Source organism: Frankia sp. AvcI1, from assembly GCF_001420875.1.
Taxonomy (GTDB): Bacteria; Actinomycetota; Actinomycetes; order Frankiales; family Frankiaceae; genus Frankia; species Frankia alni.
The window spans coordinates 13,158-40,113 of the sequence record NZ_LJFZ01000048.1 but is presented as its reverse complement, the minus strand read 5'-3'; the positions used below and the strand labels follow the sequence as shown (position 1 = coordinate 40,113).

Annotated in this window: 10 protein-coding genes, 1 tRNA gene and 28 pseudogenes; 26 read left to right on the top strand and 13 right to left on the bottom strand. The window is 73.0% G+C overall.

The window, feature by feature from the left end:
• The 7 genes and pseudogenes from UK94_RS30225 to UK94_RS30195 form a co-directional block, all read left to right on the top strand.
• A partial coding sequence (locus tag UK94_RS30225) for a TCP-1/cpn60 chaperonin family protein (protein WP_313949619.1) occupies positions 1-441 on the top strand: 441 nt, incomplete at its 5' end.
• 239 nt (positions 442-680) lie between these two features.
• Positions 681-753: transfer RNA gene (locus UK94_RS30220), tRNA-Thr, on the top strand.
• 722 nt (positions 754-1,475) lie between these two features.
• Positions 1,476-1,877, top strand: a pseudogene (locus UK94_RS70995) (hypothetical protein); the annotation flags it as partial.
• Positions 1,878-4,596: 2,719 nt separating this feature from the next.
• Positions 4,597-4,679, top strand: a pseudogene (locus tag UK94_RS75525) (hypothetical protein); the annotation flags it as partial.
• Between the two features lies 1 nt (position 4,680).
• Positions 4,681-4,828: pseudogene (locus UK94_RS70990) on the top strand (DUF6247 family protein); the annotation flags it as partial.
• A gap of 1 nt (position 4,829) precedes the next feature.
• Positions 4,830-4,974 (top strand): annotated as a pseudogene (locus UK94_RS75520) (hypothetical protein); the annotation flags it as partial.
• Between the two features lie 265 nt (positions 4,975-5,239).
• Complete coding sequence (locus tag UK94_RS30195) at positions 5,240-5,605, top strand: TraR/DksA C4-type zinc finger protein (protein ID WP_041941114.1); 366 nt, start codon at positions 5,240-5,242, stop codon at positions 5,603-5,605.
• Between the two features lie 96 nt (positions 5,606-5,701).
• Here the strand turns inward: UK94_RS30195 and UK94_RS70985 are convergent.
• From UK94_RS70985 to UK94_RS70970, 4 genes and pseudogenes are all read right to left on the bottom strand, one after another.
• Positions 5,702-5,859 (bottom strand): annotated as a pseudogene (locus UK94_RS70985) (serine/threonine-protein phosphatase); the annotation flags it as partial.
• A gap of 1 nt (position 5,860) precedes the next feature.
• Positions 5,861-6,400: PP2C family protein-serine/threonine phosphatase (locus UK94_RS30190; RefSeq protein WP_235490712.1), on the bottom strand; the 540-nt coding region annotated here is incomplete at its 3' end.
• Between the two features lie 265 nt (positions 6,401-6,665).
• Positions 6,666-6,913, bottom strand: a pseudogene (locus UK94_RS70980) (SsgA family sporulation/cell division regulator); the annotation flags it as partial.
• Positions 6,914-6,928: 15 nt separating this feature from the next.
• A pseudogene (locus UK94_RS70970) lies at positions 6,929-7,041 on the bottom strand (SsgA family sporulation/cell division regulator); the annotation flags it as partial.
• A 558-nt stretch (positions 7,042-7,599) separates the two neighbouring features.
• Here UK94_RS70970 and UK94_RS30180 point away from each other — a divergent pair.
• Positions 7,600-8,439, top strand: coding sequence for a CYTH domain-containing protein (locus UK94_RS30180; RefSeq protein WP_011607537.1), 840 nt, complete (start codon positions 7,600-7,602; stop codon positions 8,437-8,439).
• Here the strand turns inward: UK94_RS30180 and UK94_RS70965 are convergent.
• Both UK94_RS70965 and UK94_RS30165 read right to left on the bottom strand, forming a co-directional pair.
• Positions 8,381-9,047, bottom strand: a pseudogene (locus UK94_RS70965) (iron-containing redox enzyme family protein); the annotation flags it as partial. The gene UK94_RS30180 and the pseudogene UK94_RS70965 sit on opposite strands and share 59 nt — an antisense overlap.
• Before the next feature lie 1,613 nt (positions 9,048-10,660).
• Positions 10,661-12,193: a serine hydrolase domain-containing protein gene (locus tag UK94_RS30165; protein WP_235490710.1), complete on the bottom strand. Its 1,533-nt coding sequence runs from the start codon at positions 12,191-12,193 to the stop codon at positions 10,661-10,663.
• Between the two features lie 1,510 nt (positions 12,194-13,703).
• On the opposite strand from UK94_RS30165, the gene UK94_RS30155 reads away from it, so the two are divergent.
• A complete protein-coding gene (locus UK94_RS30155) occupies positions 13,704-14,318 on the top strand; it encodes a superoxide dismutase family protein (protein WP_011607542.1) in 615 nt (204 codons plus the stop codon).
• 42 nt (positions 14,319-14,360) lie between these two features.
• On the opposite strand, the pseudogene UK94_RS70950 reads toward UK94_RS30155, so the two are convergent.
• Together UK94_RS70950 and UK94_RS70945 are read right to left on the bottom strand one after the other, a co-directional pair.
• Positions 14,361-14,626 (bottom strand): annotated as a pseudogene (locus UK94_RS70950) (DUF3291 domain-containing protein); the annotation flags it as partial.
• 1 nt (position 14,627) lies between these two features.
• The coding region (locus tag UK94_RS70945) for a DUF3291 domain-containing protein (protein WP_235490707.1) at positions 14,628-14,876 on the bottom strand (249 nt) is incomplete at its 3' end.
• A gap of 528 nt (positions 14,877-15,404) precedes the next feature.
• Between UK94_RS70945 and UK94_RS75515 the strand changes: the two are divergent.
• The 17 genes and pseudogenes from UK94_RS75515 to UK94_RS30125 all read left to right on the top strand — a co-directional run.
• Positions 15,405-15,506, top strand: a pseudogene (locus tag UK94_RS75515) (hemerythrin domain-containing protein); the annotation flags it as partial.
• A 1-nt stretch (position 15,507) separates the two neighbouring features.
• On the top strand, positions 15,508-15,869 hold a 362-nt coding region (locus UK94_RS30145), incomplete at its 5' end, for a hemerythrin domain-containing protein (RefSeq protein ID WP_235490705.1).
• Positions 15,818-16,263, top strand: a pseudogene (locus UK94_RS76665) (hypothetical protein); the annotation flags it as partial. The gene UK94_RS30145 and the pseudogene UK94_RS76665, both read left to right, overlap by 52 nt.
• A gap of 1 nt (position 16,264) precedes the next feature.
• Positions 16,265-16,640 (top strand): annotated as a pseudogene (gene idi, locus UK94_RS70940) (isopentenyl-diphosphate Delta-isomerase); the annotation flags it as partial.
• 1 nt (position 16,641) lies between these two features.
• Positions 16,642-16,744, top strand: a pseudogene (locus UK94_RS75505) (isopentenyl-diphosphate Delta-isomerase); the annotation flags it as partial.
• 1,736 nt (positions 16,745-18,480) lie between these two features.
• Positions 18,481-19,293 (top strand): annotated as a pseudogene (locus UK94_RS70935) (cyclic nucleotide-binding domain-containing protein); the annotation flags it as partial.
• A gap of 1 nt (position 19,294) precedes the next feature.
• A pseudogene (locus UK94_RS70930) lies at positions 19,295-19,343 on the top strand (hypothetical protein); the annotation flags it as partial.
• A 1-nt stretch (position 19,344) separates the two neighbouring features.
• Positions 19,345-19,482, top strand: a pseudogene (locus UK94_RS70925) (hypothetical protein); the annotation flags it as partial.
• Position 19,483: 1 nt separating this feature from the next.
• Positions 19,484-19,578 (top strand): annotated as a pseudogene (locus UK94_RS70920) (hypothetical protein); the annotation flags it as partial.
• A gap of 1 nt (position 19,579) precedes the next feature.
• Positions 19,580-19,814 (top strand): annotated as a pseudogene (locus tag UK94_RS70915) (Crp/Fnr family transcriptional regulator); the annotation flags it as partial.
• Between the two features lie 122 nt (positions 19,815-19,936).
• Positions 19,937-20,128: pseudogene (locus UK94_RS70910) on the top strand (terpene synthase); the annotation flags it as partial.
• Between the two features lie 6 nt (positions 20,129-20,134).
• Positions 20,135-20,240, top strand: a pseudogene (locus tag UK94_RS75500) (hypothetical protein); the annotation flags it as partial.
• Position 20,241: 1 nt separating this feature from the next.
• Positions 20,242-20,330: pseudogene (locus UK94_RS70905) on the top strand (hypothetical protein); the annotation flags it as partial.
• Between the two features lies 1 nt (position 20,331).
• A pseudogene (locus tag UK94_RS70900) lies at positions 20,332-21,717 on the top strand (germacradienol/geosmin synthase); the annotation flags it as partial.
• 68 nt (positions 21,718-21,785) lie between these two features.
• Positions 21,786-21,881 (top strand): annotated as a pseudogene (locus UK94_RS70880) (hypothetical protein); the annotation flags it as partial.
• Positions 21,882-21,911: 30 nt separating this feature from the next.
• A pseudogene (locus tag UK94_RS75495) lies at positions 21,912-22,213 on the top strand (germacradienol/geosmin synthase); the annotation flags it as partial.
• 374 nt (positions 22,214-22,587) lie between these two features.
• Positions 22,588-24,507, top strand: coding sequence for a serine/threonine-protein kinase (locus UK94_RS30125; RefSeq protein WP_063822742.1), 1,920 nt, complete (start codon positions 22,588-22,590; stop codon positions 24,505-24,507).
• A 36-nt stretch (positions 24,508-24,543) separates the two neighbouring features.
• On the opposite strand, the gene UK94_RS70870 is transcribed toward UK94_RS30125, so the two are convergent.
• The 5 genes and pseudogenes from UK94_RS70870 to UK94_RS70845 form a co-directional block, all read right to left on the bottom strand.
• Positions 24,544-25,227, bottom strand: coding sequence for an ATP-binding cassette domain-containing protein (locus UK94_RS70870; RefSeq protein WP_268761731.1), 684 nt, complete (start codon positions 25,225-25,227; stop codon positions 24,544-24,546).
• Between the two features lie 207 nt (positions 25,228-25,434).
• Positions 25,435-25,768, bottom strand: a pseudogene (locus UK94_RS70865) (ABC transporter transmembrane domain-containing protein); the annotation flags it as partial.
• Between the two features lies 1 nt (position 25,769).
• Positions 25,770-25,844: pseudogene (locus tag UK94_RS70860) on the bottom strand (hypothetical protein); the annotation flags it as partial.
• A gap of 17 nt (positions 25,845-25,861) precedes the next feature.
• A pseudogene (locus UK94_RS70850) lies at positions 25,862-26,128 on the bottom strand (ABC transporter ATP-binding protein); the annotation flags it as partial.
• Between the two features lies 1 nt (position 26,129).
• Positions 26,130-26,442 (bottom strand): annotated as a pseudogene (locus UK94_RS70845) (ABC transporter ATP-binding protein); the annotation flags it as partial.
• Positions 26,443-26,956: the final 514 nt, after the last annotated feature.

Here is a 26,956-nt window from a genome sequence, read left to right as displayed (position 1 = left end):
GCGGTGTCCAACGCCAAGGCCGCCGTCGAGGAAGGCATCGTCGCCGGCGGTGGCGTCGCGCTGCTCCAGGCCTCGATCACCGCCTTCGAGAAGCTCGACCTCTCCGGCGACGAGGCCACCGGCGCGAACATCGTCCGCCTCGCGCTCGAGGCACCGATCAAGCAGATCGCGTTCAACAGCGGTCTCGAGGGCGGCGTCGTGGTCGACAAGGTCCGCAACCTGCCCACCGGCCACGGCCTCAACGCCGCCACCGGCGAGTACGTCGACCTCATCGCCACCGGCATCATCGACCCCGCCAAGGTCACCCGCTCCGCCCTGCAGAACGCCGCCTCCATCGCCGGCCTCTTCCTCACCACCGAGGCCGTGGTGGCGAACACCCCGGAATACGCGGAGGCAGACGCCGCCAACGTGGACGCCGCGATGCGCAGCCAGGGTTTCTGAGCCCTCCCCCGGACCGCCCGCAGGCCCCGACACCGTCGGGCCGCGGGCGGTTCGAGCAGAAAAGCGAGTAGGCGTAGTAGGCGTCCAGCTCCGATGCGGGATCGCGCCGCGCGTGCGCAACCAGCTCGCGGTACAGAGCAGCGAACATGGTGCCCGCGGCTCGGTGCGCCCCCGGCACCACGCCTACGTCCAGCGCTTCGNCCGGCGGCGACACAGGGTCGGGTATCGTCGAGACACCAGCCGGTGTGGCGCAATTGGTAGCGCACTCGACTTGTAATCGAGCGGTTAGGGGTTCGAGTCCCCTCACCGGCTCTGGTAGGTCGCCGTTCGATCGTGTCGAGCAACCACGGGCGGCGCCACGCCGAACCGCAAGGGCTTGCGGTCAAGGCTCAACAAGCTGGTGCACTTCGCCCTCGTTGACCGCCCCGCGGCGAAGCCCCCGCCGTGGCCGCCCCCGCACTGCGACCGCAACCGACACCGCCCTGGCGGGGCAGCCGGTGTGAGCCGGGTCAGCTCGGCCGCACCACCCGCGCGGGTCGCCCCCGCGGGCAGCCACGTCCGCGGGTCGAGCCCGCGTGATCGCCCTATGATCGGGTTCCTGGTCGGGGCGCGTCGGGTATGACGGACGGGCTGGCTTCGTGCCGTCTGTCCTAGAAAGCGGGGCGTTGCGGATGGGAAGCATCGTCAGGGCGGAGGCGAGGTCCGCGGGGGCTCCGCGGGAGCAGGGCGGGGGCGGCTGCGCTGGTCCGGGCGGGCGGCGGAGGCCGGCTCGTGCCGGCCTGCTTGCGACGGTGCTCGCGGCGGTGCTCGTCGCCTGCTCCGGCTCCGGTTCCGGCAGCGGTGGCGACGGAGCCGCCTCGCCGTCGACCTCCCCGGCTCCCACGGGCTCGGCGAGCGTCACCTCGCCGGCGGCTTCGGGTGGCACGGCCGCGACGCCCGCTCCGACGGCCCGGGAAACGGCGACCGCGGCCGCGTCGGTGGGACCGCGGGTCGACGCGCGGAGCTGGTCGAGCCAGCCGGCGGTGTCCGCGCGNCAGGCGACCCGGCCCGTCCGGCTCGTGTCGCTGCGCAGTGCGCCCAACGTGGAGAACGGCGTCCGCTTCCAGCGGCTCGTGCTGGAGTTCACCGGGGGTGTCCCCGGCTACCGCGCCGGGTTCGTGCCACAGGTGATCCGGCCCGGTTCCGGTGCGCCGCTGCCGCTGGCCGGGCAGGCGGACTTCGAACTGGTCCTGACCTCCACCGCCGCCCACGACGACCAGGGCGCCTCGACGCTGCGCACGGCGCCGGACGGCACGGGCCAGTCCGGGCTGAGCTACGCGCTGGCCGGCGACTTCGAGGGGACGGTGCACATCGGCGTCGGCCTGGGACATGTCGGCGGCTTCCGCGTCGTCGAGCTCACGGCGCCGGACCGCCTCGCCGTCGACTTCCTCTCCTGACAACCCGACCGGTCACGGGCCTCGAGGTCACGGGCCTCGAGGTCACGGGCCACGAGGTCACGGGCCACGACGGTCAGGGGACACGACGATTACAGAGTGCGCAAGTCGGGTTGACCCGACTGTGGCGATAGCGCCACGATTTCGGCATCATGGGCTTTTTTGACCGAGTCTCCTCGGCTGTGCCACCGCGACCGGCGAGCCCCTGGCTCGCCCCGCCGGACCACCAGCTCGCCGGGGTGGTTCCCCTTGCGCTGATCGTCGTCCGCAATGTCGACACCGCGGTGTCCGTCGCGGGCCTTGCCGCGTATCCCGCGGGCGTGGAGATCACCCTGGAGATCCGGCTGCGGCCCGGCACCGAGCCCGGTGTCGATCCGCGGCTGGCGGTGGACTGGAGCCGGGGTGCCGCCCGGATGGTCCGGTTCGGGATCGCCCTTCCCGACGGTTCACGGGCCGTCGCGGCCCGACCCGGGGACACCGTCACGACCCGCCTCGGCGAGTCGGGTGGCCCGTTGCTGACGGCCCTGCCCGATGGGACCGCGGCGGAGGAGCCGGTGGCGCGCAATTTCCCCTTACCCGCGCCGCCGGGCGTGCGGCGCGGGATCCTGCCTGGCTCCGTCGCGGGCTTCGTCGGCTCGCGGGCGGAACAGACGCACCGGCTGCGGTACTGGCTCTGGCCCCTGCCGCCGGACGGTCCGCTGACCTTCGTCGCCGAGTTCCTCGCCCGCGNCCTGCCCGAGTCACGCGTCGTCGTGGACGGCGCCGTGATCCGGGCGGCCGCCGACCGGGCGGTCGACCTGTGGCCGCCGGCCGGACTGCCCGAGGCCGGGCCGGCGCCGGCCGACGTCGCGGCGGCCGCGGCAGCGATCCGGGCGGCGTTCACCACGGCCTTCACGGGTGATCAGGACGCCGAAGCCGCCCTGGCCGCCGTCGACGACGGCGCGTCCCTGCAATCGACGCTGGAAACCGTGCGCGACCGCCATCCGCAGGCGACGTGGAGCGCGCGGGTGCTGATCGGGGAGCCGGTGTTCACCGACCCGGCCCACGCGTCGCTCGCCTTCGAGGTGGTGCTGAGCCACGCGCCCGCCTACGGCACCCTGCTCGGCGAGGCCGTTCTCGTCGACGGGAGATGGAAGGTCGCGCGAAGCACGTACTGCACGGTGATGTCCTGGGCCGGAGTGTCCTGTCCGGATCGCCTGGGACCCGAGCCCCCGGGACCCGAGCCCCTGGGCTAGGCCGCCCACCTGCGGCCGGCCGGGGCGGGCGCAAGGGCGTAGCGTCGAAGGCGAGAGACCCGGGACCCGGGGGTCCGAGGTCCGGAGACCCACCGGCCGCGGCTGGGGGGTGCAGATGGCAGTGCGGATGCCGGTCGACCGCCGGCGTAGATGCGATCTCGCCGAGATTCTGGCGGCCGGCGCCCTGGTGCCGAGCTACCAGCCTCTCGTCGACCTGGAGTCGGGCGAGGTCGTCGGCTATGAGGCGCTCGCCCGGTGGCCGGGCCTCGGACCCGTGGATCCGATCTCCGCGTTCGCCGAGGCCCAGGCCCAGGGGCGCCTGGCGGATCTGGACTGGGCGTGCCGGCTCGCCGCCCTGCGGGGCGCGCTCGACGTGTCGTTGGGAAACGAGCAGACCCTGTTCATCAACCTGACGGCCTCGTCCTGCGTGACCTCGCAGCCGCCGGCGGTCGCCACGCTGGTCGACGAGGCAGTCCACAAGCTGCGCGTCGTGCTCGAACTGACGGAGAACTCGCTGTCGCGCCAGCCGTCCGAGCTGCTGCGCACCATCCGGTGGGCGCGGGACCGGGGCTGGGGGATCGCGCTCGACGACGTCGGNGTGAACCCGGACTCGCTCGCGCTGCTGCCGTTCGTCGCCCCGGACGTCATCAAACTCGATCTGTCGCTCGTGCAACACAGCCCGCAGCCNCAGCAGGCCCGCACGATCACGGCCATCATGGCGCACGCCGAGCGGACCGGGGCCGTCATCCTGGCCGAGGGCGTCGAGACCCCCGCTCATCTGGAGCAGGCTCTCGCGTTCGGGGCTAGGTACGGGCAGGGCTGGCTCTTCGGCCNTCCCGGGCCGCTTCCCGCGGCCGCGTCGGCCGCTCGACTGCCGTTCACGAAACGACCGGCGCAGGCCCCGACGACTCCGTTCGAGCTCGTCCGGGAGTCCAGGGATCTCCGGGTCGGGCGCAAGAAGCTGCTCCTGGCGATCTCGCACGAGATCGAGCGGCAGGCGATGACACTCGGTGATCCGCCGGTGCTGCTCTCCGCGTTCGAGACCGCCGACACGTTCACCCCGGCGACGAGCCAGCGGTACGCGTGCCTCGCGGTCGCCTGCCCCTTCGTCGGCGTCCTGGCGGCCGATCTTCGCCCGGGGAGATGTCCGGGCGTGCGTGACATCTGCCTGACCGCGGCGGACCCGCTGGTCGGGGAATGGGTCGTGACCGCNGTCGGACCGCACTACGCCAGCGCGCTCATCGCTCGCGATCTCGTCGACGCAGGGCCGGACGGCGATCGCCGGTTCGCGTTCGTGATCACCCACGACCGGGAGACGGTGGTGTCCGCCGGCCGCTCCCTGATGGCGCGCATCACCGACGCCGCCCCCACCTGAGTCGGCCGATCCCGTCCTGACGCTCGTCACCCGCGAGCCCGATTCCACCGAGGCGTCACATCGCCCACCGCGGGCCCACGGCCGTTCGTTGCCGAGGCCTCGGGGCGTGGGGATGATGGTCCTCATGGCCGACACGATCCCGATCCATGGAGTCCGCAACCGGATCGCCAAGAACGGACCGGCTATCCGCGCGGCNCTTCATCCGGGTGATCGTGAGAAGTTCGTGGCGGAACTGCGGATCGCGTTGGCCGGGGCCGACGACAGCCTCGACCTCGTGCCCGTGGCCGCGGTGATCGACAAGTGGTGGAGCCGAGCCGTGCTCACGGCGAATCCGGAGATCGAGGNGGGAGCCCTCGCGGACCGCCGCCGGCTGGAGGCCGGAGACCTGACCGTGCTCGGCGGGACCACTTCGCACCCCGCCGGCGATCCGGAGGTTACAGATCCCCAGGCACACGATCCGTTGGGTCACCTTCGCCGAGCAACAGCGTGACACCCTGCCGGCCCAGGGTCGACACGAGCTCGACGCGTTCCTGCATCGACTGGCCGACGATCCGCAGCGGTGCGGGACCTACGACAAGCGCACCGAGCTGTGGCGGGCGGTCTTCGGGTACGGGCTGCTGACGTACAGCATCGAAGACCGCTGGATCACCGTCACCGTCCTGCGGGTGACCTGGGCGGGTTGACTCCCCAGGGTTGCACGGTGGGGCTCTCGGGTTCATCGGCATCCTGGGGCGACGCAGTATGGAGGTGTGACCTTGAGCTCCGAGGCGGACGCGCGAGCCCGGCTGCTGGCCGAGCGGGCCGACGCCACCGCCCGCGTCGCCGCACTGCACCGGGAGCTCGACCGCATCCTCGACGACACCGCCGACCGGGACGCCGACGACGAGCACGACATCGAGGGCGCCTCGATGCCGTTCGAGCGCGAACAGGTGCGTGCCACGCTTCGACAGGCGACCGACCACCTGGCGGAGGTCGACGCCGCGCTCGGCCGGCTGGCCGCCGGAACCTACGGCGTCTGCGAGACCTGCGGGAGGCCCGTCGGCGAGCAGCGTCTGGCCGCCCGCCCCTCGGCCCGCACCTGCGTCCCCTGCGCCAGCCGTCGGCCGCCGTCCCGCGGCTAGGTCGACCGCAGTCAGGGGGTGGGCACGGTCAGGGGGTGGGCACGGTCAGGGGGTGGGCACGGTCAGGGGGTGGGCACGGTCAGGGGGTGGGCACGGTCAGGGGGTGGGCACGGTCGCGGCGGAGGGCTCGGGCCGCCGGGTCAGGACGGCCACGGTGCGGTCGTCGCGAGCCGCGGCGTGGGTGTGGGCGGTGACCCGCGCGAAGATGCGGTCGATGAGCTGGTCGGGCGGGGTGTCGGAAGGCTCGCCGCCGCNGGCCGCACCGATACGGTCCGTGCCGAACTGCTCGCCGGCGGCGTCGCGGGCCTCGCTGAGGCCGTCGGTGTAGACGACGAGGCGGTCGCCAGGGGCCATCCGCAGGGACCGGGACGTCCAGATCGAGGTGCCCGCGAACAGGTCCGACAGGATCGGGCCGGTCGGTCCCAGCGGCAGGCTGGCCGGGTCGGCGCTTCGAGTCAGGTGCACGGCGGGCGGATGGCCGGCGTTGACGTAGACCACGCGGCCCGTGGCCGGGTCGGCCACCGCGACGAAGGCCGTGGCGAACATCTCCCCGAGGTCGCCCAGCCCGGCGACCTCGTCGACCGTCGCGCTGACGGCGGCGTCGGGCTCCTTCCCGGCCAGCAGACGCCGGCGCAGCATCGCCCGCACCCGGCCCGCGAAGGCCGCCGCCCGCGAGCCGTGCCCGGCCGCGTCGCCGACGCAGATCGCGAGCCGGCCGTCGTCGAGGGCGAACACGTCCACCCAGTCCCCGCTGACGCCGGGCGTGACCGCGTGTAGCCGCCAGTAGGCCCCCATGCCACAGGCGCACGACCCCCCGGTGGGGGACGATGCGGACTCGGCATCGGAAGCCGGGCGGGGTTGCGGCATCGGGACGTCACGCACGGCCGGCCTCCCGGTTCATCCCGCTGGAACATTCGCGGATCCCCCAGGGTGCCCTGCCCGGCCGGTGCCTACCAGGGACCTTCGGCGGGTACCCGGGGGTCTCCCGCCCCGTCCGTCCTGCTGGGCCGGCGTCCGACGCCCCACCCGGACGGCCAGGCGACACCACCTTCGGGCCCGNCCGGGCGGCCCGGCATGAAGCGGAACTCGCCGGCCCAGTCGATCGTCGCGGCCTCCGCGTCGGCCGACACCATGGCGTACGTGCGCCACAGGAACGCCGCCACCTCCCGCGCGGGCAGCTCCAACTCGGCGGTGCCGGACGTACCGCACAGGCACAGCGCGAGCGCGGGCTGCCCGCGCAGCACGATGGGGCGGACCCGTACATCGCCCAGACCGACGGGTCGACGTGCCCCGTCGGCGAGGAGCCGANGGGCGAAGCGCCANACGACGGGACCCGTCCCGATCACGCCGCCAAGGGTCAGGGTCACGGCGATCGGATCAGCCGGGTCGTAGCCGAAGACGGCGCGGACGGCCCGCGGCGGTCGGCCCTCCCGCATCAGCCGTGCGGTCATCCCGCGGCCCAGACTGCGGCGGCGCACCGATCTACCGAGCATGAGGTCCTCCTCCGGAGTCGGTCAGGATCGTAGGACAGCAGCCCCGCGGGTCGACGCCGCCGGGCGGCCGGTCCCACAGCGACACCACGACGCAGATGCACCATCGCAACGCCGACCGACCGCCCACCGGCCCGTGGGTCACGACCCCTCAGCCGCATGCGCGACGCGTGCTCGACGATGCGCCCGGCCGGCCCGAGTTGCACCCGCCTGGCACCGCCGCAACGGCCGGCCACTGGCACCTCGGGGCCAGTCGGCCGCACTCGACCGGTGCCGCATCACCCCGGCCGCGCCCGGCCCGCGCAGCGGCCGCCGACGGCACCGACCTGGCGTCGGAGACGATCCGTGGCCTGTGTCCCGGTTGGCGAACCTCGGCCGGGCATGCGGTTTGAGTATCCGTTCAGGTGGTATGAGCACTCCTGCCACGGAAGGGTGGACGCCAATCCATCGGGTCCCGGAATCACGAGGCCTGTGCGCCGCGGAACAGGCGGGTGGGAGGGCGATGTGACGGCTGCTGCGGCAGATGGTTCCTCCGTGCTGCGCGCGGCGCAGAAGTTCTGGCAGTTACCCGACGACGACCTGCACGCCCTGGTGAAACTCACCCGCCAGGTGGATCGGGTGGAACTCAAGTTCCTCGTGCCCTCCTCCGCACACCGGCGGGCGATCGAGATGTTCGGGATCTCCGGGACGAGGGCCCGGCGGCAACGGGTCTACTACCTCGACACCCCGGACCGGCTGCTGCATCGGCGTGGTGTGGTCGTCCGCGTGCGTAGTACGAGCGGCAGACCGGACGACTCCGTGGTCAAACTCCGGCCCGTCGTTCCGGCGAAGGTCGCCCCGCGGCTGCGGCGGTCGAAGCAGTTCGTCGTCGAGGTCGACGCGATGCCCGGCGCCTACGTCTGCTCCGCCGCCCTGCGCACCCGGCTCGGCCCCGACGACGTGCGGCGCGCGATGACCCGCCGCGGCTCGCTGCACGACCTGTTCTCGAAGCAGCAGGCACGGCTGCTCGCCGCCCACCTGCCCGAGGCCGGCCACATCGACGAGCTGACCGTCCTCGGGCCGATCGAGGCCTCTCGGCACCGGTTGCGCCCCGAGGGTTTCGACCGCCTGCTCCAGGCCGAACGGTGGACGTTTCCGGACGGCTCCCGCCTGCTCGAGCTGTCGACCCGCGCCACCCCGCAGGCGGCCACGCGGACCGCCGCCCGCCTGTCCGCCGTCCTGCGCCGCCACGGCCTCGACCTGACCGGGCCGCAACAGACCAAGACACGCACCACGCTCGACTTCTTCAGCGCGGCGCCGGGGGCGCACCGCGCAGGGAGGACCGGCCCTCGTCCCACGCGGTGAGGATCGCCTCCGCGCAGCGGCCCTCGACCACCGTGGTCGCCCGGGCGCCGAAGACGACGTCGACGGCCAGGGCCGGGTCCTGGGCGACGAGGGCCGCGGCGAGGTCGCGGGCGGCGACCGTCTGGTGATGGGCGTCGGCGACGACGTGGACCTCGAAGAAGTGACGGGCCCCGGCGGCCAGGCCGAGGCGGCGCAGCGCCGCCGCGTAGGCGCCCATCGGCTCCACCGACGTCATCTCGAACAGCGCCAGGTGGCCGACGAGCGCGCCGCGCAGCCGCCGATGCAGGCCGAACAGCGACGGCACGTTGACGGTCGCGAACGCGGGCCCGGGCAACCGGTTCAGGTAGGCGCCGGGACGGGCGTCGAGGTCCAGGGCGCGCATGGTCACGGCGAACAGGTTCTGGTGCATGTCCCGTTCGACGCCGTGGCCGTACTCGTCGGCCTGGATCTCCACCAGCGCCGCCTTCGGCGCGCCGGTCAGGCGCGGGATCGCCCAGGTGTGCGGGTCCGCCTCGATGAGCTGGAGCAGCGAACGGTGCATCGCGTACTCGCGGAACTCCTCGAGCGTGCCGGTGGTGGCCAGCCGCCGCGACAGGGAACGCCCACCGNCCCGGGCGATCACCTCCCGCAGCGCGGCCGCGACGTCCCCGGCCGCCCCGTCGTCCCCGGCCACTCCCTCGTGCCCGGCCACTCCGTCGTCCCCGGCCGCTCCGTCGTCCCCGGCCGCGGCGGCGTCTGCCTCGGCGCGCAGGCGGGCGAGCAGGTCCATCTCCAGCCGGCGGCGCACGGCGAGNAGCGACGGCTCCCACTCCCAGTCGTCGTCGACCTCGGCGAAGCCGCGGTAGTGCAGGCCGTAGAGGCAGTAGAGGGACAGCGGGCCGTCCTCGCCGTAGAGCACGTCGTCGTCCGCGCCCGGCGCCGGCCCGAGCCCGGCTGCGCCGGGCGCCCGGCGCAGCCGGTCGAGCAGGAACTCGGACAGCGCGCCCCTGGGCTCGGGCAGGCGCGGCTGCGCGAGCTCGGCGGGCGTCAGCACGGCGCCGTACTCCGCCCCCGACGGGGATGACGGGCGCGACCGGGGCGCCAGGGGTGACGGGGGTGACGGGGGTGTGAGCCGGGCGGCGGTTGCCGTGGAGCCCCCGTCCCGCGCGATGCCGGACCCCCCCGAGCTGGTCATGCTCCACTCCCCGACAGGCGGGAGACGGACCGGTCCGGCAGCTCATGGTGCCCCGAGGCGATCCGCGCCCGGCGGCGGCCGTCGACGGTCGTCGTCCGAGCGACCCCGGCGGTCTCGTCGAGGTCGTGGGCGCTGCCCGCCGCGGTGAGGATCCGGCGGAGCACGGTGGCGGCATGATCGGGCTCACCGGCGACGGCGATCGGCCCGCCGACGCGGACCCAGGTGACACCGGCCAGCAGGTAGCCCTCCGGGCCGAAGAAGGCACGGCCCGACCGGGCCAGCTCGCCGATGCGGCGGCGGACCCAGGGCTGGCGGGAGTACCCCCCGAACGGGATGGGCCGCACCAACCAGTCCGCGACCCGATAGCCGGCGGCGCGGGCGTGCTCGACGAGACCCACCGGATCGGAGATGGAGGCGATCATCAGTAGCACCACGTCCATCTCCTGGGACAGGACGCGCCGCGCGACGTGCGCGCCGTCGTGCCCGCCCCACAGGTGGGAGGCGCCGACCGGCCGCACGATCGCCGGCAGGTACGGCGGGTTGCCGATCGCGCACCGCGCCTGCCGCGCCGGTGCGGAGGCGGCGAAGAAGTCGCCCTGGACGACGGTGTAGTTCCCCAGCTGCGCCCCGGCCACCGCCCGACTCGCGATCCGCGCTGCCTCGGCGTCCAGTTCGTACCCGGTGATGGGCACTCGTGACCCGGAGCGTTGCAGCGCCTCGACGACCGGACGGGCGGTTCCCGGCCCGATCTCCACGATGCCGCCGGCCAGCATCGGCNCAAGCTCGGTCGAGGTCAGCAGGCGCTCCACACAGTGGCCGTAGAAGGTGGACTCGATCGGGTCGAAGAAGGGCATGCCATCGCTCCTCGGCTCCTCGGCTTCTGGGCTCCTCGGCCAGGCATCACGGCGTCGCTGCCACGGACATGGCGGTCGCACAGCGGCCAGCTACCACGGTGAGGGCACATCCGTGCACGCCAGGTAGGAGTATCCGGTGAGGCCCCAGCAAAACCCACTTCCCGCCCGCCGCGGTGGGCAGCAGGACCCCCGCTCAGCCCTGCCCGCCACCCGCGGCCGGAGCCGGGGCTGGAGCCGGGGCTGGAGAGGCGCGCCAGCCGGCCGCGTCGACGCCGCCGGGTACCGGGCCGGCGGGGGCGTAGGGGGCCCGGGTGAAGACGAACGAGGCGAGTTCGAGGTGGCTCAGAGCGCCGTCGGACCGGCGCTGCGGGATGAGGGTCTCGCCGGCGAAGTAGCCGTCGACGCCCAGGAAGGTGCCGCTGCCGCCGGGGCCGGGTCGGAACCGGGATCGCCGGCCGGAGCGGCCCAGCGGCGCGAGCAGCAGTCCGCCGTCCGGCCGCAGCGACAGCGCATACGGCGCCGGCCCCCAGTACCAGACGCCGGTCACGTCGAGCGGCTCCCGCCCCGCCACCGGCGCGGGCACCCACTCGGCCGCCAGCGGCGGCTCGGCCGTGTCGACCGCGTCGATCAGGCCGACGGCGAGGTCGACGACGGCGACCCCGCTGGTCGCGTTCGCCATCGCCACCGCTGCGGTCCCCCGCGGTCGGGTCCACAGGGCGGCGACGAAGCCGGGCATCGAACCCCCGTGCCCGACAAGCACGCCACCGGGTTCGCGCAGCAGCTGCACGCCGAGCCCGGCTCCCAGGCGCCACTCGCCGCTGTCACCCTCGACGGCGGCCGGCTCGCGCATCTCGGCGAGGGTGTCCGCGGACAGCACGGCGTCGGTGTGCCCGGCGAGGACGGCCGACCAGCGCACCAGGTCCGCGGCGGTCGACCAGAGCTGGCCGGCCGGGGCCAGCACGCCCGCGTCGTGGGCGGGCTCGGGCAGCAGCACGTCGGCGTGCGGGTGGACGGCGAAGCCGTGGGCGTGCGGCGCGACGGGCAGCGCGGTGGTGCGGACCATCCCCAGCGGCGCCAGCAGCTCGCGGTGCAGGGCCTGCGCCCAGCTCGTCCCGCGCAGCCGGGCGACGAGCTCGCCGAGGACCGCGAATCCGACGTTGGAGTAGTGATGGCGACGTCCGGGGCGAAACCGGTCCGGGTCGGGACCGAGCGCGTCGGCGAGGGTGGGATGGGCCTGCCCGGCCACCCGCTCCCACCACGGCGGCGGCGTCTCGGCCGCGATGCCGCCGAGATGGGACAGCAGCTGCGCGACCGTGCGATCGCCGACCGCGGTCCCCGGCAGATGCCGGTCGAGGGGGTCGCCGAGCGCCAGGCGACCCTCGTCGCGCAGGCGCATCACCAGGACCGCGGTGAAGGTCTTCGTGATCGAGCCGATCCGGTACTGGGTGTCGGCGTCAGGCCGCCGGCTGCCCCGGCCCTCACCGACGGCACGGCCCTCACCGACGGCACGGCCCCGCCCGGCCGCCCACACCGGGCGGCCGTCGCGCGCCACCGCGGCGACGAGCGACGGCGCCCGCCCGCCGGCCTGCTCGGCCGCGACCCGCTGCAACAACAGCCGCTCGGTGGCGGGCAGCAGGCCCCCGCCCGGTCCCGGCCGCGACGCGGGCGCCACGGGCACCCGGGTCGCGGCGTCCGGCTGTGGGCCCTCCGGCGGCTCCGGCGGCATCGGCACCCCCCGTCTGTCGACCAGCCCTCCCGGTTCGGCGTCCGGGCTATCCCATCTGATCAGCCTCTTTGCCTCGGCGCCAGTGGAACCCGCGGCGTGAGCTCGCCGTTCGCGGCGTACTGAGCCGCCTGCGCGGCAAGGTACTGTGCCTCCCACCCGTACGGCGTGACCGGACCGTNGTGCGGACCGTCCGCGCCCACGCAGGTCGCCAGCGGCTCGATCACCGTGTCGACCGCTGGGTAGCAGAACGTGGTCAGCGAGGTCCGCGTCATCCCGGGCCGTGGCGGCACGGCGACGCGGTGCCGCGTGGCCAGGAACTGGTCGTTGGTCCACCGGGACATCAGCAGGCCGACGTTGACCACCAGCGCGTCGTCCCGCACCGGCACGGTCAGGACCTCGCCGTCGAGCAGCCGCACCTGCAGGCCGTCGTAGTCGCCGCGCTGGTGCAGCAGGGTGAGCATGCCGGAGTCGGCGTGCTCGGGCAGAACGATGTCGATCGTGTCGAGGTCGGCGGCCTCGACGGGGTGGGCGTCGGCGGCAATGGGGTCGGCGGGGCCGGTGGGATCTGTGGGATCGGCGGGGTCGGCGGGGTCGGCGGGGTCGGCGGGGTCGGCGCGGTGGTAGTGGTTGGCTGCCATGTCGCTGACGTCGTGACGCAACGCCGGCGCGAAGTAGTCCGACGGCAGGCCCAGGGTGACGGCGAAGTAGGACATGAGTGTGCGGCCCACCGCCCGCACCGCGGCGAAGTGGGCGCTGAACGCCTCCTGGAAGGCGACGTCGTCCGGCCACGGGCAGAGCTGGAAGTAGTCCAGGTAGCGCTCCTCGACGCCCAGCGCCGCCGCCTCCGCCGCGGACGGCACGGCGCAGGCCTGGAACCGCTGCATATCCGTGTCGCAGCCCACCCGCCGGTGACTGCTCCAGCCGCGGAACGGGTGGGGGTGCTCCAGCCTCGCCTTCTCCTCGGTCGGCCAGGCCAGGAAGCGCGCCACCGCGGCGTAGGCGGAGTCGATGACGGCGGCCGGCACCCCGTGCCCGACGACCTGGAAGAAGCCGATCTCCCGGCAGGCCCGGCCGATGGCGGCGNCGACCTGCGCGCCCGCGGGGCTGTCGACGTCGGGGCTGATGTCGATGACGGGAATCACGCAGGCTGCTCCTTCGGGATACGGCGCCGCGGCGGCCTTCGGCGGTGTCGGCCGCCCCTACGAGGACTGTCGGTCCCGCGTGTGTCGGCCGGCAGCGCTGTTTCGTTACCGCTGACCACTCACCACCGTCTCCTGGCCGCGGGGTGCCGATCGGCAGCCCGCAGGCGGGAGGNGATCTCACACCGTGACCGGCAGTGCGTGGCCGGGAAAAGCAAGAACGGCTCGACGGGATCGCGGCGTTCAGTCCGTTATCACCGGAGAATGGGGTGGCACCTTTTTCCCATCGGGCCGAGTCGGTGCCCGCCGGGCAGCTCCGTCCGCCCTAGGATCGTCGCCAGCGACCGGAACTCCCGTCTCAGAGGGGTCTCATGCGACGGCGTCTGTCCATCATTGCGGCCGGGCTCGGACTGCTCCTGCTGTCCGCCGCGCCGGCCGGGGCCGCCGGCTCTCCGTCACCGGCCACGACCAGCGGCCCGATCCCGAGCCCGGCCGAGGCCGACAGGGTGGTCGCGGAGCCGGTGGTGTTCGGCGCGTGGAACGACCGGCAGCCGCCCACGGCCGTCACCTACGACGCCCATCTCGTGCCGCCGGGCACGACGGCGGTCGCGCTCGCCGTCCGCGGTAAGCGGACCGTGGTCGGCCTGATTGTTCAGGGCCTGGCGCCGAACCACCAGTTCGGTGCGCACGTCCATCAGAAGGCCTGCGGGGCGACCGGCACGGCCGCCGGTGCGCACTACCAGAACGTCCCCGATCCCGTGCAGCCGTCGGTGAACCCCCGCTACGCCAACGCGAGCAACGAGGTGTGGCTGGACTTCACCACCGACGACCGTGGCACGGGATCCGCGTTCGCGGCGGTCGCGTGGGACTTCCGGGCGGGCGGCGCGCACTCGATCATCCTCCACGAGCACCACACCGACAGCTCCCCCGGCGCCGCCGGGACGGCGGGCGCACGCGCGGCCTGCCTCACCGTCCCGTTGTCCTGATCGTCCTGGCTGGCCGGCGGGCCGGCTGGCCGGCGGTCGGGCTCAGGCCGGGCAGGTCCAGTGCGCCCGCCGGTCCGGCAACGCCGCCGGGTCGGGATCGCCGCCCGGCGGCGGGAACGGCTCGCGCAGCGTGAAGGCGTACGCGGTGGGCCCCTGCCGGCGCAGACGGCGGACGCGCTGCTCCGCCTGCGCCGTCGTCGGGCGTACGCCCGCGGGCACCCACCACAACGCCGCGTACGCCTCGCGCATGGTCTCGAACCACTCGCGCCGCCGTCGCAGCACGTCGCGATGCGGACCGGAGAACGCGANGTTCCCCAGTGATTCGACCGAATCCCACACCGTCAGGTTGACGATGACCCCGGCGCTCGTGCCGGCGTCCCAGGCAAAGGCGCGTATCGCGGTGGCGTTGCCGTCCTCCGTCTGCAACCGCCACCGAAATCCCGGCGCCGCGTCGGCGAGGGCGTTCACGGGATCGAGGGCGGCCACGAAGTCGGCGAGGATGGGATCGTCCAGCGGCGCCCGCAACCGGGCGATGTTCACCTGCGCGAGTTCCCACATTCCCTGATTGTCCCGCATGTCGGCGGGCGCCGGCGATCCGCCGACCGGCACAACGGCACCGAGCGCATTTCGTTCGCGATTTCTGCGCATTGGCCGTGTCGACAGCGGCGACTCCCGGACCTGCCGTCGCAGTCGTTCGGAAGGCCCGGAAGGGGACGAAAGTCCATATAGCTGACGCGAGCGCCGGCCGATGATGGCGGCAGCGGCGCTCCCCGTGCGCCGCCGGGCGGGGCAGGAGCGAGATGACGTTGTCGGAGCTCGATCGCGTCACCGGTCGCGGCGCCGCCACGCGGTCAGTCCGCCTGGCCGGCGGGCACCCTGACGGACCTCGCCGGCATCCTTGCTGCCCGGCCCGCCCCATCGGCCCGATTCCCGACCGCGTCCGCATATCCGGGCCTCCCGCAGAGCCGGCACAACCAGCACGGAGCATGGTTGGACCGGTCCCCGGCGGCACGCGGCGGATCCGGCGCATCTCGTTCCCGGCGCCGGAAATCAGCCGATCTTCTTCTCCCCGAGGACGGCCCTACTGTGTCTGATTACTGCTGGTGCACGGCCACTCCGGCCATCGAGGACCTGATCCGGGAGCACGACGAGCTGGTCGAACTCTCGGCCGAGGCGCGTGAGGCCTTCNGGCGGGGCGACCTCGACTCGCTGATCGACTGCTGCGCCCGGATCTCCACGGTCCTCGGCCCGCACACCGTGGTGGAGGAACGCGGCCTGTTCCCCCCGATGGCCACCGAGTTCCCGGAGAAGATCGCGATTCTGCGCGGCGAACACCGCCGGATCGAGGCGGTCCTCGCGGGCGCGGCCGACGGCACCGCCCGCACCGATCCGGCCTGGGCCCCCCTGGCCGTCGAGATGCTGACGCTGCTACGGCGGCACATCGTCAAGGAACAGGAGGGGCTCTTCCCCGCTGCCCTCGCCGTCCTCAGCAACGAACAGTGGGACATGCTCACCGCCATCCGCGCGGGAACGAGCCTCATCGGCTCCTGAACCGCGGCCCGGACCGGCGGCGGGCGGACAGACGGAGCGCCGGGCGGGCGAAGCGACGGGCTGGCGGGCCGGTGGGCCGCCCGCCACCTTCAGGTGCCCCCTCGCCGCCTGTCGACCCCGACAGGCGGGCCGTCTGCAACGGATGTGACCAGCGGGATCCGGGGTCGGGGCGCCGCCTGGTCGCGGCGGCGGGAGGATGGGGCGATGAGGACATCCACCGGGGACGTTACGCATCGCTTACGTGCCCGGCGGGATCCGGTCGCCACTTCCACGGAAAGCGAGGCCCACGCGTGAGTCCACAAGGACCCGGTACCGCCGTCGACGTCGACGACGAGGTCGTGCTGCTGGACCCCGACCGCCGCCCCTGCGGGACGGCGCCCCGGCTCGCCGTGCANGGTCTCGACACGCCCCTGCACCTGGCCTTCTCCTCGTACCTGTTCGACGCGGCCGGCCGGCTGCTGGTCACCCGCCGGGCGCTGGGCAAGCGCACCTGGCCGGGGGTGTGGACCAACAGCTGCTGCGGGCATCCTCGCCCCGGTGAGGACATCGCCCTCGCCGTCGAGCGCCGGGTGGACCAGGAGCTGCGGCTGGCCCTGACCGACCTGCACTGTGCGCTGCCGGACTTCGCCTACCGCGCCACCGCCGCGGACGGGCTGGTGGAGAACGAGGTGTGTCCCGTCTACGTGGCCCGGGCGGTGGGCGACCCGGACCCGGACCCGGCCGAGGTCGTGGAGTGGCGCTGGGTCGACTGGGAGAGCTACCGGCAGGCGGNGCTCGCCGCGCCATGGGCGCTGAGCCCCTGGTCGGTCGATCAGATGACCGCGTTCGGCCAGGCCGCGCACCCGTTGACGGCCGCCCTGCGCGCCGTCGGCTGACCGAACGTCGCACGAGGAGCCCATCCGGGGGGTGGCCTGGTCGGCCCGGGCGACGCCCGAGTACCGCCCGGGTGGGTCCCGTCCTTCCGCGGCGCCGGCAGGCATGCCGGGAGGTCCTGGCCCGGATCAACCGACCCGTCGCCCGCCCAGGGCCAGATCTTCTGGTCGGAACGGGTCACCCTTCCGCCCGATACGTGTGACTACTTATCACTAGTACAGAAACGGGTTCGGCTACTCTTCGTCAACGCTTGATCGCGAAGCGATCATTGTCGAGACGGTCGGACGGCATTCCCGCAATGCGGTGTCGAGTTACAGCGCTGTCACTACATCGGCAGCCCCCCGAATTCCGCGGACGGCGCCGCGCCCGGCAAGCCGTGACCCGTCGGTCGGTCAGGAGTAACCGGGCGCCGCCACGGGCACATCCGCCCGGCCGACCGTCCCGCGCTCCGACGGCCTCTCGCTCCGGTGCATCGGGTCGGCTACGGACGACCCTCGATCGAAAGCACGTCTGTCGACCGGCAGCAACGGCAGGACGCCCTCTTCTCGTCAGGCAGTTGGTCCCGGCTGACTACCACGATGGTGCCGGGTCGCGCACCGCTCGAGGTCGGCCCGGGCCGGCAGAGCCGAGTCCNCGGAGCTGGGCCTGCGGAACCGAAGCCGGCGTCTCGGCTCCCGTCCCGCCCCGCCGCCCACGGCGGCCCCCCGCGAAGGCCGGCAGCCGGCCGCCCTGGTGACGATCCGCCACCGGCGCCGCTGACCCGGCGTTCCGCCCAGGCCCGACCGCGCGGGGCGCACGGGAGGGGTCACGGGGCCCGCGGCGCGTTTCATCCGTGCCAGGGAATCAGGCGGGATGACGAGGTCGGCGGTACCGCCGAAACCCAGACGCCCGACACGCGAACCATTGTCGCGGCAAGCCGTCCGCACCCNGATCCCGCGACTCCGAGCCGATCGCCCGGTCGGNCGTCCGGAATAGCGGTCATTCAATTTTCAAGAATTCCGGGCGACGAGCGATGTATTGACTGTCCGTGACCGTGGACCCTGGAGGCAGGGCTAGAAGTAGCCCTCTTCTCGGGCCAGTCCCCGATTGGTTNCGCAAAGTGCTTGCCGCCCACGCCGTCGATGCGGGAGGCTGNCGATGNGCGCCGAGACGCGCCTGCCAGCACGACAAAGCGCATGTCGGCGAACCGCGCGACACCCACGGGGGTTACTGGTATATGGAGCGTTCAACGGTGCGATCAGCCGGGCCGCGACCGGCCCGACGGTGTCCGTACCCATTGTTCGAATCCTGACCGGGCGAGACCGGCAAACTCGCTCCGGCCATCGNCCCGCGGCCGAAAAAAGACCACGCAAGTCGTCGAGAGGCCGTCACTCTTCCGTGCGCGGCCTCGGCGTACGACCGCGCCGCGTTCCACCCCGACCCCTGTTTTCACCCCAGCCCCAAGGTCACTTCAGTCCCAAGGTTCGCCTCAGTCCCAAGGTTCGCCCGAGCCCCGGGGTTTCGCCCCAGCCCGATGATTCACCCAGGCCCCATGATTCACCCGAGCCCCGTGGGCTCACCCGAGCCTGCTGGTTTCACTCCGAGCTTCGGGATCTCACACCGAGCCCCGAGATCTCACCCCAGTCCCTGGAAGACCGACGATAGGTGGAGTCTGCCATGACCGAGCCCGTACCGACCGACCCCGGAGCGACCGGCGCGGCCCCCGGCGAGGACCCCCGGCTGAGTCTGAGCACGGCGNCCGCGCGCAACCTCGCGACGACCACCAAGTCCGTCCCGCAGATGCAGGAGATCACCTCGCGGTGGCTGCTGCGGGTGCTGCCCTGGGTTCAGACCGCCGGCGGCGTCTACCGGGTCAACCGGCGGTTGACCTACGTCCTCGGCGACGGGCTCGTCACGTTCACCTCCGTCGGATCCGAGGTGCGGGTGGTGCCCGGCGAGCTCGCTGAGCTGCCCGCGCTGCGCGGCTTCGACGGCGGCGCGCTCGCCGGTCTCGCCGACCGCTTCGTCCAGCGGGAGTACGCCCCGGGCGACGTGCTCGCCGAGACGGGCGCGCCCGCCGACGAGGTGTTCCTCATCGCCCACGGCAAGATTGGGAAGTTCGGTCCCGGCGAGTACGGCGCCGAGCGGTCGCTCGGGGTGCTCGGCGACGGCGAGTACTTCGGCGACGAGGTCCTCACCGAGTCGGAGCTGTCCTGGGAGTACACCGCCAGGGCGCTGACCGCCGCCACCGTGCTGGTGCTCTCCCGCCAGCAGCTCGCCGAGATCTCCGGGCAGGACGCCGAGCTCAGCGGGCATCTGGAGGACTACCGCAGCCGGCCGCGGCCGGCGAGCAACAAGCAGGGCGAGGCGGAGATCGCGATCGCCGCGGGGCACGCCGGCGAGCCGGACCTGCCGGGCACGTTCGTGGACTACGAGCTGAAGCCGCGCGAGTACGAGCTGTCCGTCGCCCAGACGGTGCTGCGCATCCACAGCCGCGTGGCCGACCTGTACAACGAGCCGATCAACCAGCTCTCCCAGCAGTTGCGACTCACCGTCGAGGCGCTGCGCGAGCNCCAGGAGCACGAGCTGGTCAACAACCCCGACTTCGGCCTGCTGCACAATNCCGACCTGCGCCAGCGCATTCACACCCGCTCGGGCCCGCCGACCCCGGACGACCTCGACGAGCTGCTCAGCCGGCGGCGCAGCACGCATTTCCTGCTCGCCCACCCGCGGGCCATCGCGGCTTTCGGCCGGGAGGCCANGGCGCGGGGAATCTACCCGGCTACCGTCCTGTTCCACGACCAGCACGTGCCGGCCTGGCGCGGCGTGCCGCTGCTGCCGGTGAGCAAGATTCCGANCAGCGCCACCGGGACGACGTCCATTCTTGCGCTGCGTACCGGCGAGGAGAACCAGGGCGTGATCGGCCTGCACCACACCGGGCTTGCCGACGAATACGAGCCGGGGCTGTCCGTCCGATTCATGGGCATCAACGAGAAGGCGATCATCTCCTACCTCGTGACGACCTACTTCTCCGCCGCCGTGCTCGTGCCGGACGCGCTCGGGATCCTGGAGAGCGTCGAGATCGGGCGCTGAAACCACCGACCGGTGCGCCGCCGCGGCCACGACACTCCGCGGCGGCGCACCGGTTTCGGTGATTCCTTCCGGATCGCACCGTCCCGGCCCCCACGGCAACCAAGGGTTTTCCCGGAGAAATCATGCAGCCTTTCACCCTCCCCGAGTTCTACGTGCCCTATCCCGCACGGCTCAGTCCGCATCTTGAACAGGCCCGGGAACACAGCAGGGAGTGGGCCCGGGCGATGGAGATGATCGACACGCCCCAGCACGGCATCGCGATCTGGACCGAACGGGACCTCGACGCCCACGACTACGCCCTGCTGTGCGCCTACNCCCANCCCGACGCCACCGCCGATCGCCTCAATCTGATCACCGACTGGTACGTCTGGGTCTTCTACTTCGACGACCACTTCCTCGAGCTCTACAAGCGGTCGCACGACCTGGNCGGTGCCCGGGCCTACCTCGACCGGCTCCCCGCGTTCATGCCGGTGGACGGCGAGATCACCGAGGAGCCGTCGAACCCGGTGGAGCGGGNCCTGGCCGACCTGTGGACACGGACCGTGCCGGCCCGCTCGGCCGACTGGCGGGCCCGCTTCGCCGTCAGCACCCGCAACCTGCTCGACGAGTCCCTCTGGGAACTCGAGAACATCAACGCCGCCCGGCTGTCCAACCCGATCGAGTACATCGAGATGCGCCGCAAGGTCGGCGGCGCCCCGTGGTCGGCGAACCTCGTCGAGCACGCCGCCGACGCCGAGGTCCCCGCCCGCGTCGCCGCCACCCGCCCGTTGCAGGTGCTGCGCGACACCTTCGCCGACGCGGTGCACCTGCGCAACGACCTGTTCTCCTACGAACGCGAGGTCACCGAGGAGGGCGAGCTCAGCAACGGGGTGCTGGTCGTGGAGCGGTTCCTGGACATCGACACGCAGGCCGCCGCCGACACCGTCAACGACCTGCTGACCTCCCGGCTGCACCAGTTCGAGCACACCGCCGCCACGGAACTGCCGGCCGTCCTCGACGAGCACGCCATCGACCCGGCGGGCCGGCTGGCTGCGCTGGCGTACGTCAAGGGTCTGCAGGACTGGCAGTCCGGCGGGCACGAGTGGCACCTGCGCTCCAGCCGCTACATGAACCGCGAGGCGACACCCGACGCGGTCCCGCCCGGCCTCGGGCCGCTCGCCGGGCTCGGGGGGACGGGCAGCCTCGTCCCCGCCGCCGGGCTGCCCGGCATCCCGGGGATCCCCAGCCTCGGCACCTCGGCCATCCAGGTCCTTCCGTCGCTGCTCGCCACCGCACCGCGGCGGATCCGGTCCTTCGCCAACGTGCCGTTCCGGCTCGTCGGCCCGACCCCGCTGCCGGAGTTCTACCTGCCCTACACCACCGGACTGAGCCCCCATCTGGACTCCTCGCGACGCGCGATCATCCCCTGGGCGCGCTCGATGGGGATGTTGGACCGGGTGCCGGGCATCTGGGACGAACACAAGCTCTGGTCCTACGACTTCGCCCTGTGCTCGGCGGGCATCCATCCGGACGCGACCGCCGACGAGCTCGACCTCACGACGGCCTGGCTCACCTGGGGGACCTACGGGGACGACTACTACCCGGTGATCTTCGGCGCGTCCCGGAACCTGGCCGCGGCGAAGCTGTGCAACGAGCGCCTGCGGCTGTTCATGCCGGTCGACGGTCCGCTGACCGAGCCGCCGGTCAACGCCCTGGAACGCGGCCTCGCCGACCTGTGGGAACGGACCGGTGCCGGGATGGAGCCCGCCGCGCGGGCCACGTTCCGCCGGACGATCGAGGTGATGATCGACAGCTGGCTGTGGGAGCTGGCCAACCAGGCCCACAACCGCATCCCCGATCCCGTCGACTACCTGGAGATGCGCCGCGCGACCTTCGGCTCGGACCTGACGATGAGCCTGTGCCGNCTGGCTCGCTGGCACAGCGTGNCGGCGGAGGTCTTCGGGACCCGNCCGCTGCGGGCGCTGGAGAACNCCGCCGCGGACTACGCCTGCCTGCTCAACGACATCTTCTCCTACCAGAAGGAGATCCAGTTCGAAGGCGAGATCCACAACTGTGTGCTGGTCGTCGNGAACTTCCTCGACTGCGACCGCGGCCGGNCCGTCGAGGTGGTCAACGCGCTCATGACCGCCCGGATGCGGCAGTTCGAGCACGTCGTGGACCGTGAGCTGCCCGATCTGTTCGACCGCCTCGACCTCGACGGCGAGGCCCGCGCGGCGATCGTCTCCTACGCCCGGGAACTGCAGAACTGGTTGGCCGGCATCCTGCGATGGCACCAAGGGACGCACCGATACGAGGAGGCCGAACTGCGCTACCACCCCGCTGCCGACAGGCGGCCCTTCGGTAGCCCGACCGGGCTAGGCACCTCCGCCGCCGACGTTCGCCGGCTCGCGTCCCGCTGACCCACCGGTCGCCGCGCCCGACCGAACCCGCAGGTGGGCGCGGGGTCACCGCGTCCGCGTGGTCCGGTCGCGTTTGGTTGGCCTGCTCGCCCGATCGCGCCCCTCGGGGGTACCGGCCCGTCCAGNCGTACTTCACAGAGAGTGGTCGAGTGGTCCACATTCNGGCCGAATCGTCCGGGTACAACAGATTCGGTCGGGTGGCGGCGTGGGCCGCGACCGGGCGTGCCGGCGTTCGTGGTGTCGCCGCACCCCGGTGCCCGGCACGGCGGNGCCTGGGCGCGGCCTCGGCGCACGCAAGCATCCGAGGGGGACGTGGCGTGTCCTGGAAAGCTTTGCGGGCGGGCGATCCGCCCGAAGTGGGTCCGTACCGGCTGATGGGCCGGCTCGGCAGCGGGGGCATGGGCATCGTGTACCTCGGCGTGGACGACGCGGGTACCCGGGCCGCGGTCAAGGTGATGCGGGAGGAGCACACCGCCGACACGGCGTTCCGCCACCGTTTCCACCGGGAGGCCGCGGCGGTGGCGGCGATCGACAGCCCCCGGGTGGCGCGGCTGCTGGCTGCGGACGTGGACGGCGACCAGCCGTGGATCGCCACCGAGTACGTGGCGGGCCCCACCCTGTACTCGTCGGTCGCCTCCGGGGGCCCGCTGTCCGGTGAGGCGCTGTGGGAGGTGGCCCGCGGGCTCGCGGAGGCGCTGTGCGCCATCCACGACGCCGACGTCGTGCACCGCGACCTCAAGCCCGGCAACGTGATGCTGGCCGCGGACGGCCCGAAGGTGATCGACTTCGGCATCGTCGCCGGCCTGCCCGGCATGATGACCGCCTCGGGCGTGGTGATGGGCAGCATCGGCTACCTCGCGCCCGAACTGCTGACCACCACGCGCCGCCCCCGGCCCGCGTGCGACATCTTCTCCTGGGGCCTGACGGTGTGCTTCGCCGCGAGCGGGCGTCCGCCGTTCGGCGGCGGCCCCCTGGACGCGCTGCTCTACCGGACGGTCCACGGTGAGGCCGACCTCAGCGGCCTGCCCGGGCCGTTGCGCGGCGTGGTCGCCGCGAGCCTGCGCAAGAAGCCGGAACGCCGGCCGGACGCGCACCGGGTCCTCAGCCAGATCGCCGCCACCGCGAGCGCGGTGGCGGCCGACGGCGCGGACGCGGCCGTAGCCCTGCCGGGTGGGCGCCTGCCGGTCACCCGGCTGCGCGCGGCCGGCGCCGAGCCGAACCCGACGCTCCCGCGCGAGCGGCGCCCCGCCCGCCGACCGCGGACGCGGCGCGGCGTGCTGGTCCCCGGTGCGGGGGCGACCGCGGTCGCCGCGGCGGTGACCGCCGCGATCCTGCTCGCCTCCGCACCGGCGGAGCCGCCCAACGCCATCGCGGCGGGGGGCGCCGCCGAGCCGGACGCGACCAACTCCCATCCCGCCGGTCCGACCGGCCACTCTCCAGGCGGCACCTCTGGCGGCGGCCGCTCCTCCGACGGCGGGGGGCAGTCTCTCATCGCCGCCGGTCCGGCCCTCCACCCCGGCGGGGACGGCCCGACCCCCGACGACCCGACCACCGACGACCCGACCGCGGGCTACCTGGCCGGCGCCGGTCCATGGGGCCTGGCCGTGCCCGAGGCCGCCGGGCAGCCGCTGCCGGGTGGGTTTCGCACCGGCCGGAAGTACCTCTCGGCCCCGCCCGGCTCGGCGGCGGCCTACCCGGCGGGCACGGCAGCGCCGCCCGGCGCCGGGACGCCGACCCGCGCAGCGGGCTGGGTCGCCTCGACGGCCACCTGGGCCGGTCCGGCGGCCTCCTTGGCGGGCGGGACGAACCCCGCGCCCGTGACGGGCGCGACGGCGGGAACGACGGGGGGCACAGGCCCCGCCGCGGCGGCCGCGGCGCAGGTGAGCGCGGGGTCTGCGGCGGTGATCCGCGAGGTCGACTTCCCGGCACCGGTTGCGCAGGCCGGCCCCGCCACCACCTCCGCGAGCGGAACCGGGACGCCCGCGACGACGCCCACGACGACCCCCACGACGACGCCAGCGGGAACCGCCGCCGCTGCCGCCTCGACCGCCAGGCGCATCGCCGCGACCCTCACGACCGCGTCCGCCGCCACCCGCACGACGAGCACCTGCCTGCCCGGCGGACCCTGGGGGCCGCTGCAGTTCACGCCCGGTTGCGGCGGCGCAGTCGCCCTCCCGGCGATCTTTCGTGCCGCGACGGCGCCGCCGCCGTGGTCGACGGCGCTCGCCGAGGGCATCCCCCGGCTCATCGCCGCCGCCGTCAGCTCCGAAGTGCCCTGGGACGAGCTCGACTGACCCGACTCGCCGCCGCCCGGGCCCGAGCCCGGGCGCTCAGTCGACGGGGATCATGCCGCCGCTCTGCCGCTGCCAGAGGGCGTGGTAGCGGCCGCGACGGTCGAGAAGCTCGCGGTGTGAACCCTGTTCCACGATGCCGCCGTCGGCGAGGACGATGATGCGGTCCATGTTCAGCAGCGTCGACAGGCGATGCGCCACGGCGATCACCGTCTTGCCGCGCCAGAGCTCCTCCAACGCGTGCTGGACGAGCACCTCGCTCTCGCTGTCCAGGGCGCTCGTCGCCTCGTCGAGAACGAGCATGGGCTTGTCGTCGAGGAAGGCCCGGGCGATCGCGATCCGCTGCCGCTGCCCAGTCGACAGCTTGATGCCGCGCTCGCCGACGACGGTGTCGTAGCCCTCGGGTGCCTGGCTGATGAAACCGTGCGCGTGGGCCCGCCGCGCCGCCGACTCGACCTGTTCCTGCGTGGCCGCGGCGGCCGTCCCGTAGGTGATGTTGTCCCGGATGGAACGGTGGAACAGCGTGGTGTCCTGCGGGACGTAGGAGATCGCCGCGCCGAGCGCGTAGTTCGGCGTCGGGCGGCCGTCCAACCGGACGGTGTCCGCCGGCAACGGGTAATAGCCGAGCAGCAGCTTGACGAGCGTCGTCTTGCCACTTCCGCTGCGGCCCACGATGCCGATTTTCTCGCCCGGTTCGATCGTCAGATCGATGCCGGCGAGCACCGGCCTGCCGTCGTTCTCGGGATAGGCGAACGACAGCCCACGGAACTCCAGTCGCCCCGGCGCTCCCGGCACAGCCGCGGGAGACGTCCCAGCCAGCACGGCCGGCCGGTCCGCGGTGACGGGTCGACCGGCGAAGAGATAGTGGTAGGCCTCCTCGACCCGCGCCAGGCGGAGGTTCAGCTCGGCGATCTCCCAGACCGTGCCCCNGATGAAGTCCGAGAACATCACCAGCACCGACAGGAACGTCGCGAACTGCGCCAGGCTCAGCTCGCCCGTCAGATACAGGTGGAGGTTGAGCAGGATCGAGACCGGCCAGACCAGATAACGTACCACGAGGGACATCGAGGCCCAGAAGACGATGGTCCAGAAGAACGAGCTGCGGGCGGCCTCGATGACGGCACGGCGGCGTCGGGTCACCTGCTCGTACTCGGCCGTCTCCTGCCGGAACGACTTCACGCTGACGAAGTTCGCGATGACGTCGATCACGTAACCGTCCATCTCGGAGACCTCGTCCGCGAGACGCTTCTCCGCCCGCGACGAGNGGCTCACGGTATGCCGGCCGACGGCCATCATGAGCAGCACGGCCACCAGGAACGTGAGCCCCGAGTAGACGTTGANGGAAAACATGATTATNACAATGGAAGGCACTCGGATAACCTGCTCCACATAGGTGAAGCAGGTGGTTTCCAGGATCTCCCGGAACTCGCGGCCCAACGACGCGATGTAGCTGCTGATCTTTCCGGTGAACTTGCCGACGAAGTACGGGTAGCGCTCGTCGATGACGCTGCGGAAGAGGATGTTCTCGTACTCGTAGCCCCGATCGTTCAACAGGCGAAGGTAGGTGAGCTCGCCGGTGCGCCAGGTCAGGTCGTGCAGGAGATTGCAGCCGATGAGGATGGCCNCATACCGGTACACCCCGTCGGTGGACTCCGTCACCTGGGCCAGCGACTGGACGAACCTCCCGATGAAGACGGGCAGGATGGCGAGCGCCGTGTTCGAGACCGCGAAAAAGGCGACCACGACCAACAGAGATCCCTTGAAGGTGCCGACGAAACCCAGGTAGGAACGCAGCCCGGCATGCCGCCCCGGCTCGCCGCGAGCGGCGCTGCCGATATCGCCGGCCGAGGACTCGGCGGATCCTGTTCGTTGCCAGGGAATGTCGTCGCCCGCAGCGTCCACCCGGAAATCATGACAGGCTGGGGGCGGTATCCGCATCCCATTTTTCGGCCGCGGCCCCGCCGGGGCNGCAGACCCTCCGGATCAGTGCGCATCGGATCGGACCGCTCCGAATCGGGTCGCACCACATCGGGTNGGGTTGCACCCCATCGGGACGGGTTGCTGCCGGGCCCGGGACCGGAGCGGATGGCGTGGGACTGTTGGGGCGGCCCGCCGCGGTGGACCGCTCACCCCACCCGACTCACTCAGCGACGTGGAGCGAGCACGCTCGCCGGGCGACGTGGAGCGAGCACGCTCGCCGGGCGACATGGAGCGAGCACGCTCGCCGGGCGACGTGGGTTGGACGTCGTCGCCGGGCGAGGGGCCGCACGGGCACCCGACCGCGGTCGGCGTGACGGCCGTTCACCCCACCGGGCGTTCTCACCGCTTCCCCAACGGACGCCACACCCTGCGGCGAGGGGGTGGCGACGACGCCCGAAAACGATAGCTTTTGTCGGCCGACCAGGCGATTGCGACTCGCTCCGGCGGGTTCTCGCGCTTCTGTAGCGTCATG

Excerpts from the sequence above, each read along its gene's own strand:
- UK94_RS30165 (WP_235490710.1), bottom strand. The coding sequence starts at position 12,193 with ATGCCGCCGGAGCCGCCGGAGGGCCCACAGCCGGACGCCGCGACCCGG.
- UK94_RS30155 (WP_011607542.1), top strand. The coding sequence starts at position 13,704 with ATGCGACGGCGTCTGTCCATCATTGCGGCCGGGCTCGGACTGCTCCTG.
- UK94_RS30125 (WP_063822742.1), top strand. The coding sequence starts at position 22,588 with ATGGGCCGGCTCGGCAGCGGGGGCATGGGCATCGTGTACCTCGGCGTG.